This is a genomic window from Dactylosporangium thailandense, assembly GCF_059739745.1.
Window position 1 is genome coordinate 7,479,269 of the sequence record NZ_AP029195.1, and the last position, 14,584, is coordinate 7,493,852.

At 71.5% G+C, this 14,584-nt stretch carries 11 protein-coding genes; 2 read left to right on the plus strand and 9 right to left on the minus strand.

Annotated features, from left to right (window positions below; all coding sequences use genetic code 11):
- Nucleotides 1–21 precede the first annotated feature (21 nt).
- Nucleotides 22–2,175, plus strand: a complete 2,154-nt coding sequence (locus AC6JBM_RS33170) for a transglycosylase domain-containing protein (RefSeq protein ID WP_497977946.1) — start codon at nt 22–24, stop codon at nt 2,173–2,175.
- Here the strand turns inward: AC6JBM_RS33170 and AC6JBM_RS33175 are convergent.
- The 5 genes from AC6JBM_RS33175 to AC6JBM_RS33195 all read right to left on the minus strand — a co-directional run bounded on the left by AC6JBM_RS33175 (nt 2,138) and on the right by AC6JBM_RS33195 (nt 8,176).
- A complete protein-coding gene (locus AC6JBM_RS33175; protein WP_497977947.1) occupies nt 2,138–3,565 on the minus strand; it encodes an MFS transporter in 1,428 nt (475 codons plus the stop codon). The two genes, AC6JBM_RS33170 and AC6JBM_RS33175, sit on opposite strands and share 38 nt — an antisense overlap.
- A gap of 1,181 nt (nt 3,566–4,746) precedes the next feature.
- Entirely contained in the window at nt 4,747–5,460 is a 714-nt protein-coding gene (locus tag AC6JBM_RS33180; protein ID WP_497977948.1) for an ABC transporter permease subunit, read from the minus strand.
- Nucleotides 5,460–6,371, minus strand: coding sequence for an ABC transporter ATP-binding protein (locus AC6JBM_RS33185; protein WP_350627004.1), 912 nt, complete (start codon nt 6,369–6,371; stop codon nt 5,460–5,462). The genes AC6JBM_RS33180 and AC6JBM_RS33185 overlap by 1 nt, the downstream gene beginning before the upstream one ends.
- 1 nt (nt 6,372) lies before the next feature.
- Nucleotides 6,373–7,239 (minus strand): DUF2705 family protein, encoded by an 867-nt coding sequence (locus AC6JBM_RS33190; RefSeq protein WP_497977949.1) that lies wholly within the window; start codon nt 7,237–7,239, stop codon nt 6,373–6,375.
- Complete coding sequence (locus tag AC6JBM_RS33195; RefSeq protein WP_497977950.1) at nt 7,223–8,176, minus strand: ABC transporter ATP-binding protein; 954 nt, start codon at nt 8,174–8,176, stop codon at nt 7,223–7,225. The genes AC6JBM_RS33190 and AC6JBM_RS33195 overlap by 17 nt, the downstream gene beginning before the upstream one ends.
- 138 nt (nt 8,177–8,314) lie before the next feature.
- On the opposite strand from AC6JBM_RS33195, the gene AC6JBM_RS33200 reads away from it, so the two are divergent.
- On the plus strand, nt 8,315–9,400 hold the full coding sequence (locus AC6JBM_RS33200; protein ID WP_497977951.1) for a diguanylate cyclase: 1,086 nt from the start codon (nt 8,315–8,317) through the stop codon (nt 9,398–9,400).
- An 838-nt stretch (nt 9,401–10,238) separates the two neighbouring features.
- On the opposite strand, the gene AC6JBM_RS33205 is transcribed toward AC6JBM_RS33200, so the two are convergent.
- The 4 genes from AC6JBM_RS33205 to AC6JBM_RS33220 all read right to left on the minus strand — a co-directional run bounded on the left by AC6JBM_RS33205 (nt 10,239) and on the right by AC6JBM_RS33220 (nt 14,355).
- Nucleotides 10,239–11,603 (minus strand): alkaline phosphatase family protein, encoded by a 1,365-nt coding sequence (locus tag AC6JBM_RS33205; RefSeq protein WP_497977952.1) that lies wholly within the window; start codon nt 11,601–11,603, stop codon nt 10,239–10,241.
- A gap of 165 nt (nt 11,604–11,768) precedes the next feature.
- On the minus strand, nt 11,769–12,917 hold the full coding sequence (gene eboE, locus AC6JBM_RS33210; RefSeq protein WP_497977953.1) for a metabolite traffic protein EboE: 1,149 nt from the start codon (nt 12,915–12,917) through the stop codon (nt 11,769–11,771).
- On the minus strand, nt 12,917–13,765 hold the full coding sequence (locus AC6JBM_RS33215; protein ID WP_497977954.1) for a TatD family hydrolase: 849 nt from the start codon (nt 13,763–13,765) through the stop codon (nt 12,917–12,919). The genes eboE and AC6JBM_RS33215 overlap by 1 nt, the downstream gene beginning before the upstream one ends.
- Entirely contained in the window at nt 13,765–14,355 is a 591-nt protein-coding gene (locus AC6JBM_RS33220) for an EboA domain-containing protein (protein ID WP_497977955.1), read from the minus strand. The genes AC6JBM_RS33215 and AC6JBM_RS33220 overlap by 1 nt, the downstream gene beginning before the upstream one ends.
- Nucleotides 14,356–14,584 lie beyond the last annotated feature (229 nt).

Below are 14,584 nucleotides of genomic sequence, written 5' to 3' on the forward strand. Positions count from 1 at the left end.
CGATGGGGTAGGGCTTGGAGGGTGCGTCTGCGTCCCATGCTGGCCCTGAAGGCCGTCGCCTCGTTGTTGCTGTGCGGACTCTTCGCCGGGGTGGTGGTCGCCGCGGCCGCGTTCCCGGGGCTGGCCTTCTCCGGCCTGGCCGCGAAGTCCGGGGCCGACACGTTCGAGGATCTCCCGATCGATCTCGATGTGCTGCCCTCGCCGCAGATCTCCTACATCTACGCCAGTGACGGCAAGACGCTGCTGGCGATGATGTACGACGAGAACCGGCGCGACGTCCCGATCGCCGACGTGGCCACGGTGATGCAGCAGGCCATGGTCGCGGCCGAGGACAACCGGTTCTACGAGCACAAGGGCGTGGACCTCAAGGGGGTCGCCCGGGCGTTCGTGAACAACGAGAACGGCGGTGACCAGCAGGGCGCCTCGACGCTGACGATGCAGTACGTGCGCCAGGCGACCTCCTACTCGGCCCGCACGCCGCAGGAGGTCGTCGACGCGACCGCGAAGACGCCGGCCCGCAAGCTCAAAGAGATGAAGCTGGCGATGGCGCTGGAGAAGAAGCTCACCAAGCAGCAGATCCTGGAGCGGTACCTCAACATCTCCACCTTCGGCCACGGCGCCTTCGGCATCTACGCGGCCGCGCACGTCTACTTCGGCAAGGACCCCAAGGACCTCACGCTCGGCGAGGCCGCGCTGCTGGCCGGGCTCGTGAAGGCGCCCTCGACGAACGACCCGGCGACCGCGGACGGCCTGCCGAAGGCGATCGGGCGGCAGGGGTACGTCCTGGACCAGATGGTGGCGATGAAGTACATCACGCCGCAGCAGCGCGACGAGGCCAAGGCGCAGAAGCTGACCATCGTCGGCCAGCGCACGCCCGAGGGCTGCGAGTCCGTGCAGCGCGGCGACCTCGGCGCCGGGTTCCTCTGCGACTACCTGCGCCGCTGGTGGGACGAGCAGCCGGCCTTCGGCGCCGACGCGTTCGACCGGGAGAACAAGCTGCGCTCGGGCGGGTACACCATCGTCACCTCGCTGAACGTGCAGACCCAGGCGGCGGCGTTCAAGTATGCGAAGAACCAGCCCGACGTCGGCTCGGCGAACGTGGGCCTGGGCAACCCGGAGGCGGTGATGGTCGCCGCCGTGGAGCCGGGCACCGGCCGGGTGCAGGCGCTGGCCACCAACCGCAACTTCAGCAACGACCAGAGCGGCAACGGCCAGAGCACCAACCCCGACCGCAAGGGCCAGAAGGGCAACTACCCGAACACCACGGTGCCCTTCATCACCGGCGGGCCGGACGTGCCCGGCTATCAGGCCGGCTCCTCGTTCAAGATCTTCACCGCGGTCGCCGCGATGGAGTCCGGGCTGCCGCTGTCGCACACCGAGGACGTGCAGGCGCAGTTCGTGTCCAACTACCCGATCAGCGCGAGCAGCCCCGCGGCGTGCAACGGCCCGCACTACTGCCCGAAGAACTCCGAGGGCGACCCGACCGGCACGTTCAACATGTGGCAGAGCTTCGGCATGTCGCTGAACACGTACTTCGTCCCGCTCGAGCAGCGCGTCGGCGCCGACCACGTGGTGGACGTGGCCAAGCGCCTCGGCATCCAGTTCCGCTCGCCGCAGGACGCGAGCTTCGCCAAGGACGCCAAGGAGTGGGGCGCGTTCACCCTCGGCGTGTCGGACACGACGCCGCTGGACCTCGCCGGCGCCTACGCGGCCCTCGCCGCCGACGGCAACTACTGCACACCGACGCCGGTCACCGAGATCCGCGACGCCGACGGCAACAAGATCGACGCCGGGCAGCCGCAGTGCAAGCAGGTCGTCGATCCCGACATCGCGCGCGCGGCCGTGGACATGGCCCGGTGCCCGGTCGGCGACCAGTCCGCGTTCGGCGCCTGCCCCGGCAGCGGTACCGCCACGAACGTGCGCGGCGACGTCGGGCGCCCGGTCGCGGGCAAGACCGGCACGACCGACAGCGGCAAGAGCGCGACGTTCGTGGCCATGACCAAGCAGCTGGCCGTGGCCGGGATCCTCACGGACCCGGACAACCCGCAGACCAACAGGACCATGTCGCACCCGGTCATCAACAACGCGGTGGCGTACACCCTGAAGGCCGCGCTGCAGGGTCAGCCCGTGGAGCAGTTCACCCCGCCGAGCCACCAGCGGGCGTTCGGGAACTGACCTCGGCGGCCGCCCGGCCCCGCAGCAGCTCGTGCACCTCGCCGATGTCCTTCGGCGAGGTGCGCGACGCCTGCCAGTACATGATCCCGGTCGGAATGAAGAAGACCTGGAACGCGGCGAGCCCGATGGCCAGGTTCGCGGGCGGCGGGAACGAGCGTGCGAGGGCCGCGAACACGGCCCCGACGAGCCCGTTGCCGGCCGCGCGGCCGACGCCGTTGACGAGGTTGCCCATGGAGTACACCGTGCCGCGGTGCTCCGGCGGGTTGACGTCGGCGATGAGCGCGAACCAGTTCGGCGAGTTCGCCGAGGTGAGCGCCAGCGCCAGTACCGCCAGCAGGAACGCCCCGAGCAGGCCGGGCGAGGTGAACAGGGAGCCCAGCACGATCTCCAGCGCCGGGCGGCCCTGCGGCTCGGGCAGGCCGATCGGGGCGAAGAACAGCAGCACGTACAGCGGGACGCCGGCCAGGATCCCGATCGCCGCCACCTTCGCCCGGCCGCCGAGGTCGCGCCGCTGCCAGCGGTCCCCGATCAGCCCGCCGACGATCGACAGGACCCCGCCGAGCTGGAAGAGGATGGCGAGCAGCCCGCCGACGGCGATCGCGGTCCTCTCGTCGTAGCCCTGGGCCTCGGCCCGGGCCTGGAAGAGCCGCGGCAGCCAGACGAGCGACCCGAACGCGGCCTGGGCCGTGAGCCCCTGCAGCACGAGCCACACGTTCGTGCGCCGCGCCGCGATCCGGGGCAGGTCGGCCCGGGAGATGCGGTGCTCGTACTCCTCGCCGGCCGCGAACACCGCGGCGAGATCGGGTTCGCTCTGCCCGCGGCGGATGTCGGCGGTGGTGAAGTACGCGACGCAGGCCACGACCCCGAGCGCGGCCAGCACGTAGAACGGGACCTTCCAGTCGGTGCCGCCGAGCTGGCTGGCGACGAAGACCCCGGCGAGGGTGCCGACGCCCTGCGACAGTCCCCAGAGGCTCATCACCAGGCCCCGCCGCTTCGGCGAGATGAGGTCGCTGACCACGGAGAACCCGACCGAGCCGACGGCCCCGAGGCCGACGGCCGCGAACAGCTGGGCGGCCAGGAAGGTCCAGTACCCGCCCGCGAGCACGGTCGCCGCGGTGCCGGCCGCCCAGATCAGCGTGCCGATCATCAGCACGGGTTTGCGGTCGGTCCGGTCGCCGGCGTACGCCCACGCGACGGCGGCCACGGCGGTGACGAGGTAGCTGACGGCGGTGACCACGCCGAGCGCGCCCTCACCGACGCCGAGCGCGCGGCTGATCGGTGAGTAGAGGGGCGGGACGAGGCCGATCGCGACGTTGTCGAGCGAGGCCAGGACGATGAAGACGGCCACGCTGTAGACCCGATGCACGATCACACCCAACCATCGCCGCACGGGGCCGCGCCACTCGGGCGCTGGTCGGCGCCGGTGGTTCCACGAAATGTCGGGCGCTCCGCGCCGCGACATTTCGGACTTATACCCCGTCGGGCCATATATCCGATAATCCGCGATAGTTGATTAGTGGGGGCGTGTGCGGCTTTCTGCACCGGCGCCAACGGCCGTGCGCAGCTGACGGCGCCGGCCACCGGTCCTGCGACTCCTGCAACCATTCCCGCACCGGCACCAACGGCGGTGCCGCCGGCCACTGCGGAACGTGCCGCGGCTACGGCAGCCATTCCCGCACCGGCACCAACGGCGGTGCGCGGGCGGCGGCGAGGGCCGCTTCGGAACGGCCCTGCGGCTCCGGACCGGCGCCAACGGCGGTGCACAGGTGACGGCGCCGGCCGCTTCGGAACGGCGCCGCGACTCCGGCAGCCATTCCCGCACCGAATCCTCCAGGTTTACCGCGCCCTCGTCCGCCGCCGGCCGTCCAGCGAGAGAATATGTTCGTCATGTGCGCGGCCGAGTGGTCCGGGATCGTGGTTTCGGTCGTATTCTGGGATCATTGATGGTATGGGGCAGATGCAGTTGTTCAGTTCTCGGGAATTGGCTGCCATGCGGGATCGGACGAAATCCAGGAATTGGTGGCCGGGGAAGGATGAGTTCCGTCGGGAAGCGCAACGGCGGCGTGACTGGGGTTTGGTGAGACGGCATGCGGAGAAGCTGCGCCGCATCCACGGCCCCGCGGCGCCCGCGACCGGAACACCAGCGCCTCCTGGTCAGGGTCCTGCAGAAGTCGCCCCGGCGCAACCGCCGTCCGACCCCACCGGAAATGCCGGCCAGCCCACCGCGACAATACCCACGAGGCCGTCCGGGAAATCATCTCAGCCCGCGACGGAACATCGCGCCCGCGTCGGCATGAAACCCAGCGCCACATTGCCTCGATGCGGCAATCGAACAGGCCGCGGTCGCGCAATTCCACCGAGCGCGGCCAAACGCCCGAACGCGTCATGCAGAACGACCGCAGCGCGCTACCCGTGGTGCCCGAGCGCGCCACCGGTCCGCGGCATGCAGCGGCGCCGCGCCTGCACGGAAAGCGGCGGCGCGGCCCATGGCGCTGGAGCGCGCCGCCGGTACGCGGAATGCAGCGGCGACGCGCCCCATCGTGCTGGAGCGCGCCGCCGCTGCTGAGCCGGTCAGCCCGTCTCGCCCGCGACCGAGAGCGTGCGCAGGCGCTGGATCGCATAGGCCGTCGAGGCCACCGTGAACACCGCGGCCATCACGCAGCTCAGCGGCACCGCCACGTTGCCGTGCAGCAGGTCCGTCGGGGCGAGCCAGTCGACGATCGCCTGCACGTACTGCTGGATCGACAGCTTCTGCGTCCCCGTCAGGATGTTGCCCAGCACGCCCTCCCAGAGGACCACGTACGCCAGCCCCACGAGCACCGGCCGCCGGGTGATGACGCTGAGCAGCAGGAAGATCGAGCAGTACGCGAGGGAGCCGATCACCCCGCCCACGAAGAGCGCGAAGGCCAGCGAGGGCTGCCCGGCGATCAGGCCCACGATGAACAGCGGTACGCCGGCGAAGAGGGCGGTGACGCCGGACGCCACGGCGAGCTTGGTGAAGATGATCTCCGAGCGCGGGAGCGGCTTGCTCAGGATGTGCGTGATGGTTCCGTCGTCGATCTCCGAGCCCAGCACGCCGGTGCCGATGATGAGGGCGATCACGGGCAGTACCGCGGAGAAGCCCAGGCCGCCGATGACCCCCTCGCCCCACTCGGCCGGGTCCGGGCCGAACGCCTTGACGATCAGCGTGAGGCCGATGAGCAGCAGCGGGAGCGGCACCAGCAGCCAGATCCGGCGGCGGCCCAGCAGGCCCCGGGCGGTGATCATCGCGACAGTGGCGTTCATCAGGCACCCACCAGGTAGGAGAAGACGCTTTCCAGGGACTCGTCGGCCGGGATCAGGCGGCGCACCCGGACGCCCTCCTTGAGCGCGACGCGCGGCAGGGCGCGGGTGAACGTGCCGTAGTCCGACGCGCGCACCTGCAGGCCGGTCGAGTCGATGTCGACGCCCGCGACCGACTCCAGGGTCATCAGGGCGACCGCGAGGCGCCGGTCGTCGCTGGAGCGGATGGTGAACACGTGCGGGCGGTTGGTCATCAGCCGCCGGATGGTGCGGAACTCGCCGGAGGCGGCGAGGCGGCCGGCCACCATGACCTGCACGGTGCCGGAGACCTGCTCGACCTCCTCCAGGATGTGCGAGGAGAACAGGACCGTGCGGCCCTCGTCGCCCATCTTGTGCAGCAGGTCCATCATGTGGAAGCGCTGCCGCGGGTCCATGCCGTTGAAGGGCTCGTCGAGCAGCAGGACGCTCGGCTCGTGCACGAGCGCGGCCGCCACCCGGATGCGCTGGCGCATGCCCTTGCTGTACGTCTCGATCCGGCGGTCCTGGGCCGGCTCCATCTCCACGAGGGCGAGCGCCCGGCGGGCGGCCTCCTCGGGGTTGGCGAGCCGGAACAGCTTGGCGCTGGCGAGCACGAACTCGTGACCGGTCAGGAAGCCGTGCACGCTCTCGCGCTCGGAGACGAGGCCGAGCGTGCGGTACACGTCGGGATTGCGCCAGGTCGGGGCGCCGTCCACGGTCAGCGTGCCGCGGGACGGGGCGAGGAACCCCGACATCATGTGCAGCAGGGTCGTCTTGCCGGCCCCGTTCGGGCCCAGCAGGCCGGTGACGCCGGGCCCGAGGCTCATGGTGACGTCGTTGACGGCGACCACATTGCCGTACCACCGCGAGACGTGCTGCAGATCGACGGTACTCATGTCAGGCGGCCACCTTCCGGTAACGCAGCAGCAGGAGCCCGACGGAACCGGCGAGCAGGACGAGCGCGCCGGCGCCGTACACGGGGCCGAGGTTGCCGATCGGCAGCCGGTTGTTCGACTCGGCGCCGAAGATCCACTGTTCCAGGCCGAGCATCATGGTCATCGGGTTGGCCATGAACGAGAGCTTGGCCAGGGTCTCGTTGCCCAGGAAGTTCAGGATGCCCACGATCGGCGAGGTGATGAGGAAGACGCCGACGATGAACGCGGCGGCGAAGGCGCGCCGGCCGGTCAGCGAGGCGACCAGCAGCGAGACGCCGGCCAGGATCAGCGCGCGGATGAGCGCCGCGGCCAGGCCCGGTGCCAGGTCGCCCAGCTCGTGCCAGGCGCCGGAGAAGCCGTCGGTGCGCGTGAACACGGCCCCGATGTAGATCAGCAGCTGCGGCACGCCCAGGAGCAGCAGCACGGCGGTGACCAGCGCGGCGAACTTCGACAGCGCGTAGTCGGTGCGGGCGAGGGGGCGGGAGAAGTACAAGGGAAGCGTTCGATCGCGCAGGTCCCGCGACACGAGTTCGGGGGCCACGATGGCCAGGAAGAGCATGACCGGGTAGCTCAGACCGGCGACATAGTCACGGTACGACATCAGGGTCTGGCCACTGATCGACCGGTAGGCGATGACGACCACGGCCACGAGCAGCACGATGCCGATGATCATCCAGGGGAAGATCTTGGCCTTGGCCCCGCGGCCGATGCCGAACGCGGCGCGCACGCTGTGCTCGTAGAGGGAGCGGTTGGCGTACCACCGGCCGAGCCTCGGTCCCGTGTACCGCTGATAGCCGATGTCATGGATGACACTAGTCTGCGGCGCCACGGCCGGCCTCCTGAGCGCTCAGCGCGGGTGCGGTGACGGAGTGGGTCTGGAACAGCTCGGCCACGCGGTGGCGGCGCTGGTCGAGCCGGTGCAGCGGCAGGTCGAGCTCGGCGACCGCGACGAGGATGCGGTCGTACACGTCCTCGGAGTCCAGCGGCACGGTGAGCGCGGCCCCGTCGCGACCGGCCGGGATGCCCAGCTCCGCGAGGCGCGCGGTGAGCAGGTCGACGCCCTCGGACACCTCGACGGTGAGCACGTCGCGGCTCGTCGTCATGTCCTCGACCGACGCCGAGCGCAGCAGCCGCCCTCCGTCGATGGCGATGATCGAGTCGCAGATGCGCTCGACCTCGCCCAGCAGGTGCGAGCAGACCACGATGGAGATGCCGAACTCGGTGCCGATGCGGTGCACCAGCTCCAGCATCGCGTCGCGGCCGGCCGGGTCGAGGCCGTTCGTCGGCTCGTCCAGCAGCAGCAGGTCGGGGTCGTGGGCCAGGGCCTGAGCCAGCTTGACGCGCTGCTTCATGCCGGTCGAGTAGCCGCCGATCTGACGGTACCGCTCCTCGTAGAGCCCGACGTGGCGCAGCGCCTCGGAGGCGCGCTCGCGGGCGGCCGTGGCGGGCAGGCCGCTCATCCGCGCAAGGTGAGTCACGAACTCGGCGGCCGAGACCTCGCCCGGCAGGCAGTCGTGCTCCGGCATGTACCCGACCCGCGAGCGCACGTCCTCGGCGTTCGTGGTCGGGTCGAGCCCGAGGACCCGCAGCTCGCCCGTGGTCGGCGGCAGCAGGCCCAGCATGATCTTGATGAAGGTGGACTTCCCGGCGCCGTTGGCCCCGACGAGGCCGATGATCCCCGGCTCCACCGCCAGGGTCAGGTCCGACAGGGCGGTGACGCCACCCCCGTAGCGCTTCGTCAGCGCACGCGTCTCGATGAGTGTCACGTCGCCGAGACTACGGACCGTACACTCCCCCGACTATCCGGAACGCACCTGAAAGCCGTTCCTTAGGGGTTCTACCTGTGATTCTTCTCAGGTTCGCCCACGGCTCAGGTCAGGGGCCACCCCGCCGAGTCAAACTCCATGCAATTGTTCCAGGTCGACGACGCGCTCGTGCGCATGCGCCGCAGCCTGGAGTGGGCCGGCATCCTCAGCCGCGCGGCCGCCGTGCTGTGGATCGTCCTCAGCATCACGGTGTTCCCCCATGTGCCGGGGATGTCGACGGTACTGGGCATTGCCGCCGCGGCCGCCGAGGCGCTCATCAACCTCCTCGGCGTGTACGCGCTGCGCAGCGTGGGCCGCCGCCGCTACCCGCGCATCAGCGCCGTGCTCCTGGCCGTGGACACCGCGGCGATCATCGCCATGGTCTACAGCTCGGCGGCCTCGCCGGACCTGGTGTTCTGGCCGCTGCTCATCATCCCGATCATCGTGGGCGCCTACCGGCACCAGCTCACGGGCGCGCTCACGGTCTTCGCGGCCGAGGCGGTCGCGGGAATTCTGCTCTACGTGTACTCCCCGCAGATCGCCGGATATCAGATGCCGGCCGATCTCGTCAGCGTCGCGCCGGGCCTCGAGCTCGTGGTGGCGGTCCTGACCGGCTTGCTGTCCCGGGCGCACCACAACCATCTCGGCCAGTTGGCCGCGGCCCGCGCCAGCCTGCGCGAACAGGCGGCGGGACTGCGCGAACAGGCACTGCACGACCCGCTGACCGGCCTGGGCAACCGGCACCTGCTGCACGAACATGCGCGCAGTACCCTCCGCCCCGGCGTACCCGCCTCCGTGCTCGTGCTCGACCTGGACGGGTTCAAGGCTATCAACGACACGCTCGGCCACGCCGCCGGCGACGAGCTGCTGCAGGTGACGGCCGCGCGGCTGCGCGCGGAGGTGCGCGACCACGACCTGGTAGCCCGACTCGGCGGCGACGAGTTCCTGGTGCTGCTGCACGACACCGACGCGCACCGCGCCCACGAGGTGGCGGCGCGGCTGCGCGCGTCGCTCACCGAGCCGGTGCGACTGGGCGCGGGCACGGTGTCGGTGGACGCGAGCATCGGCACCGCAACCGCGCGCGACGGCGACTTGGACAACCTGATGCGCGTGGCGGACGCGGAGATGTATCGCATCAAGTCCGCGCACCACCTCCTGCGAGCTGGGGCGGCGGCGACCTCCTGACCGCTTGAACTCGGCCCGCGGACACGGACGCGGAGCAGGAACGGGCGCAGGGACCAGGCGCGGGCGCAGACCGGGCCTCGGCCGCGCGGACACGGACGCGGAGCAGGCACGGACGCAGGAACCAGGCGCGGGCACAGACCGGACCTCGGCCGCGCGGACACGGACGCGGAGCGCGCACGGGCGCAGACCGGACACGCACGCGGGCCAGGCGCGGGGCCAGGCGCGTGCAAAGCGCGAGCTGGACACGGACCGGACGCGGACCGAGCGCAAGCCGGACCCGGACGTTGGCCGGACACAGGCGCGGACCAGACGCGGGCCAGGCCCGGACCAGACGCGGAAGCGGACGCGGGCGCGGGCCAGACGCGGACACGGGCGCGGGCCGGACACGGGCACGGGCGCGAGCCGGGCGCGGCGCGAGCCGAGCGCGGGCGCGGACGTGGGCCGGACAGTAGCGCGAGCCAGGCGCAGACCGGGCGCGGGACCGGACACGGGCGCGGTCCGGATACGCACGCGGCCCGGACACGGGCGCGGCCCGGACACGGGCGCGGCCCGGACACGCACGCGGGCCGGACACGGGCGCGGGCCGGACACGGGCGCGGGCCGGACACGGGCGCGGGCCGGACACGGGCGCGGGCCGGACACGGGCGCGGGCCGGACACGGGCGTGGGCCGGACGCTACAGCCGACGCACCACGTCACGTCACGCCCGCGCACCATCCCTTGCACATTCGCGCAAGTGGGCGGCCAGGAGCCGTAGCGGACCGACCGCGCCACACCCGCGCACCGCCCCTTGCACATTCGCGCCAACACGCGCCATCCACCTCAGCTGACGTGTCGCCTCACTCCCCCGCGCTGCCTCCCTCGAGCAGACGCATCAGCAAACCCTTGACCTCGGTCGCATGGACACGGTTCGGGGCGACCGCCGGGTCGTCGCAGAGCCAGACGGGCCCGTCGGCCGGGTCGGCAGGCAGCAGCCCATGGGACCCCCGAACCGCCCGGGCACCCGCGTCCAGCCCGACCGCGCTCATGCGATACCGCATCCCCAGCTTCTTCCTGGCCAGCGCGAGCCCGGCCCGAGCCTTCGCCGCACCCGGCCCGGCCGGGTCGAAGAACAGCTCCGCGGGATCGTAGCCAGGCTTGCGGTGAATCTCGACGACCTGCGCAAAGTCGGGCGCCCGAGTGTCGTCGAGCCAGTAGTAGTACGTGAACCACGCATCGGGCTCGGCGAGCAAGACCAGCTCGCCGGATCGCTCGTGCCCGAGCCCCTCCCGGATCTCGCCGACGCCGGGCAGTTGCTCGCACACCTTGCGCACTTCCGGCACATCCCGCGTGTCGCGAACGTACACGTGCGCGATCTGATGATCGGCGACGGCGAACGCGCGCGACGTCCACGGGTCGAGATACTCCATCCCGTCCTGCGTGTGCACGTTCAGCCAGCCCTCCGTGCGCAGCAGCCGGTTGATGTCCACCGGCCGGCGCACGTCCGTGATGCCGTACTCGGAAAGCGCCACAATCGTCCGTCCACTCGTGCGCGCCGCGTGCAGCAGCGGCCCGAGCACCGTGTCGAGCTCGGCCGCGGCCTGCTCGGCCCGCGGGTCGGACGGGCCGTAGCGCTGCAGGTCGTAGTCGAGGTGTGGGAGGTACACGAGGGTCAGGTCGGGGTCCTTGGCGGCCATGATCCGCTCGGCGGCCCGCGCGATCCACGCGGACGAGGGCAGACCGGCGGTCGGCCCCCAGTACGTGAACAGCGGAAACGGGCCAAGATCAGCGACCAGCTCGTCGTGCAGCTCCGGCGGGAACGTGTAGCAGTCGGGCTCCTTGCGCCCGTCCGCGTAGTAGATCGGCCGCGGGGTGACGGTCCAGTCGACGTCGGCGCCCATCGCGTACCACCAGCAGACATTGGCGACGGTGAACCCGGGCTCGTCCCGCCGGACGGCGTCCCAGAGCTTCTCGCCCCCGACGAGCGCGTTGTGCTGGCGCCACAGAAGGACCTCGCCGAGATCGCGGAAGTACCACCCGTTCCCGACGATCCCGTGCCCCGACACCGGCTCGCCGGTCAGGAACGTCGACTGCACCGAGCAGGTGACCGCGGGCAGCACGGGCTCGAGCGGCACGGCTGCACCAACGCTCATCAGGTTCGGCATGTGCGGCAGCAGCCGCGGCGTCAAACCGACAACATCGAGCACCAGCAACTGACGACTCACGCAAAGACCTCCGCTTCGCTCCGGCCCCGGCACGCGCGGCAACCGACTTGCACACCACTTCGCTCCGGACCGCTCATGCCCGCAGCCCCAGATCGAGCGCCGGCAACTGTCGGGTCATGTCGCCACAGGCCCGCGCGGCGACCGCATTCCGCAACTCCAGGCCGCTCATCCCTTCAACCCCAGGTCGTGAAGCGTGTCGCGGGTCCAGGCGAGCTCGGCGGCCATCCCGTGGGCCAGCTCTCGCGGGCTCTCCGGGCGGCGCTCGGCGGGCAGGACGCTCCAGGTGTACGTCTCCACCTCGAGGTGATCGCACGCCGCGACCGGGCCGCCGACGAGGACTCCCAGCCCGGCCCGCAGCACCGGCGTGGTCGAGCGCAACGGCGGCTCCGGCTCCGCGTGCAGCGGCACGTGGTAGTGCACCCGCCACGGCTCCCCGCCCGCCTCGGCCGAGGCCAGGGCCTCGTCGAGGTCGTCGAAGGAGTGCCGGCAGCCGGCCGTGCGGGTCTGGTGCAGGAAGCGCGGCTCGGCGTAGCGGGCCACAACCTCGCGGGCACCGACGGGGTCGGCGACCTCCAACGCGGCCGAGACCTGGACCTTCACGACCGGCAGCCCGGCCCGGGCGAGCCGCTGCACCGCGGCGACCGGGTCCTCCCACTGGCACGCGAGGTGGGCCAGGTCGACGCAGACGCCGAGCCAGCGCCGGTCGACCCGGGCCAGGTGCACGGCGGCCTGCAGCGTGTTCTCGATGACGCAGCCGGGCTCCGGCTCGAACGCGACACGCACGGCGCGCCCGGTGAGCGCCTCCAGCCCGGCCAGCCCCTGCGCGAGCGCGTCGAGCGCCCGGCCGACCCGGGCCGCCTGCGGGCCGTCCCACGGTTCGCGCCAGCCCAGCGGGAGCGTTGAGATGGAGCCGCGGACGGCGTCGTCGGGCAGCAGGTCCACGAGGATCCGCGCCAGATCCAGGGTGTACCGCAGGCGCGCGGGATCGGCCCAGTCCGGGTAGTACACGGCGCGCTTGACGACCGGTGCGTGGAACGCGCCGTACGGGAAACCGTTGAGCGTCACCACCTCCAGGCCGCGCGTGTCGAGCTCGCGGCACAACCGGCGGCGCGCGGCCCCGTCCGCGGCGAGCTCCGCGGCGACGCCGGCGCTGAGCCACAGGCCGAGGCCGAGCAGGTCGGTGCCGAGCCGCTCGCGCATGGGCGTGGCGTAGGTGCCCAGTTGCGCGACGATGCCGTCGAGGTCCTCGGCGGGATGGACGTTTGTGCCGTACGCCAGGTGGACGGTCTGCCCATCGGGGTGCCGCAGCCGCATCACTCGCCCCCGCGCCGGATCGAGTTGCCCTCGTGCGTCTCCGCTCTGTCCACTGTGGAGAAATCCAGCTTCCTGGACTGGCAGTAGAACTCGACCGGATTGCGCCACAGCACGCGGTCCACGTCGTCGTCGGAGAACCCCGCGGCCAGCATTGCTTCACCGGTACGTCTTGTCAGCAACGGATCCGAGCGCCCCCAGTCGGCGGCGGAGTTGACGAGCATGCGCTCCAGCCCGTACTCGCGCAGGATGTGCACCATGCGCTCGGCCGTCATCTTCGTCTCCGGGTAGATGGAGAACCCCATCCAGCAGCCGGACTCGGCCACCGCCGCGACCGTGACCTCGTTGAGGTGGTCGACGGCGACCCGTCCCGGCTCGAGCCCGGACTCGCGCACCACGGCGAGCGTACGTGCAGTTCCCCGCGCCTTGTCCCGGTGCGGCGTGTGCACGAGCGCCGGAAGTTCATGCTCGATTGCGAGCGCGAGCTGCGCGGCGAAGACCTCGTCCTCGGCCGGGGTCATCGAGTCGTAGCCGACCTCGCCCACCGCGACGACGCCGTCCTTCTCGAGATAGCGCGGAAGCACGTCGAGCACCTCGCGGCAGCGGGGGTCGTTGGCCTCCTTCGGGTTGAGCGCGATCGTGGCGTGGTGGCGGATGCCGAACTGGCTCGCGCGGTACGGCTCCCATCCGACGAGCGAGTCGAAGTAGTCGGTGAACGAGCCCACGCTGGTGCGGGGCTGGCCGAGCCAGAACGCGGGCTCGACGAGGGCCTGCACGCCGGCCGCGGCCATGCGCTCGTAGTCGTCGGTGGTACGCGAGGTCATGTGGATGTGGGGGTCGAAGATGCGCATCACTGTCCCCTCTCCTGGAGTCGCTGGATCAGCGCTTCGGCGTCGGCGGGCATGGTGCGGCCGGCGGCGCGGCGCTCCTCGGCCAGTCCCGCGAGCATGACGCCCAGCTCGGTGTCGGCCCGCTCGTCGAGGTCGGCCACCTGGTCGAGCGGGAGCTGCATGAAGACGGCCTTGAGCACACCCTGCCGCCACGCGGCCGCGTCGAGGTGCCGAGCGGCCGGCCCCAGCGCGGCGGCGACGAGCCGCGCGTCGTTCGTGCGCAGGGCGTCCTCGAGAATGGGCGTCGCCGTGTCCGCTTCCGGCTCGAGCAACGGCAGAGCGCGCAGGATCGCGCGTTTCTCGGCGGCGTCCCCGTGGCGGTACAGCTGCGGGATTTCGCTCTTGTCCTGCAGTCGCGTCAGGAGCAGGACCCTGGCGGCGTCGTCGACGCTCCAGCCCGGGGGTTCTTTGAGCATCCAACGCCCGCAGCGGCGGCCGACGGCCGGGAACAGCCGCGCGATCGCGGCCGGCTGACGGGCCACGGTCTCCAGCGCGGTGTCCAGCCACACGGTGTCGGCGAGCTCGGCGCGCAGTCCTGTCACGAGGTTCATGTGGCCTCCTTGGCTTGGTCGCGCGGTCCCGTGGCGGGCTTCACTGGGCTTCCTTGGCTGGATGGCACAGTCCGGTCACTCAGTCCCGCCGCACTGTTCACGGCGCTCCTCCGACCCGATCGGTGCGGTTCGTTGCGCGTTTCGCCGCGCCTCGCTGACCCGGTCGCGCGGTTCGCGGCGCAGCTCCGACCCGATCGTGCGGTCCGTTGCACGGTTCGCGGCGCCACGC

What these genes read in the sequence shown, in the direction of transcription:
- AC6JBM_RS33185 (WP_350627004.1), bottom strand. Translation starts at nt 6,371, where the DNA reads ATGAGTACCGTCGATCTGCAGCACGTCTCGCGGTGGTACGGCAATGTG.
- eboE (WP_497977953.1), bottom strand. Translation starts at nt 12,917, where the DNA reads ATGCGGCTGCGGCACCCCGATGGGCAGACCGTCCACCTGGCGTACGGC.
- AC6JBM_RS33215 (WP_497977954.1), bottom strand. Translation starts at nt 13,765, where the DNA reads ATGCGCATCTTCGACCCCCACATCCACATGACCTCGCGTACCACCGAC.
- AC6JBM_RS33200 (WP_497977951.1), top strand. Translation starts at nt 8,315, where the DNA reads ATGCAATTGTTCCAGGTCGACGACGCGCTCGTGCGCATGCGCCGCAGC.
- AC6JBM_RS33220 (WP_497977955.1), bottom strand. Translation starts at nt 14,355, where the DNA reads ATGAACCTCGTGACAGGACTGCGCGCCGAGCTCGCCGACACCGTGTGG.
- AC6JBM_RS33180 (WP_497977948.1), bottom strand. Translation starts at nt 5,460, where the DNA reads ATGAACGCCACTGTCGCGATGATCACCGCCCGGGGCCTGCTGGGCCGC.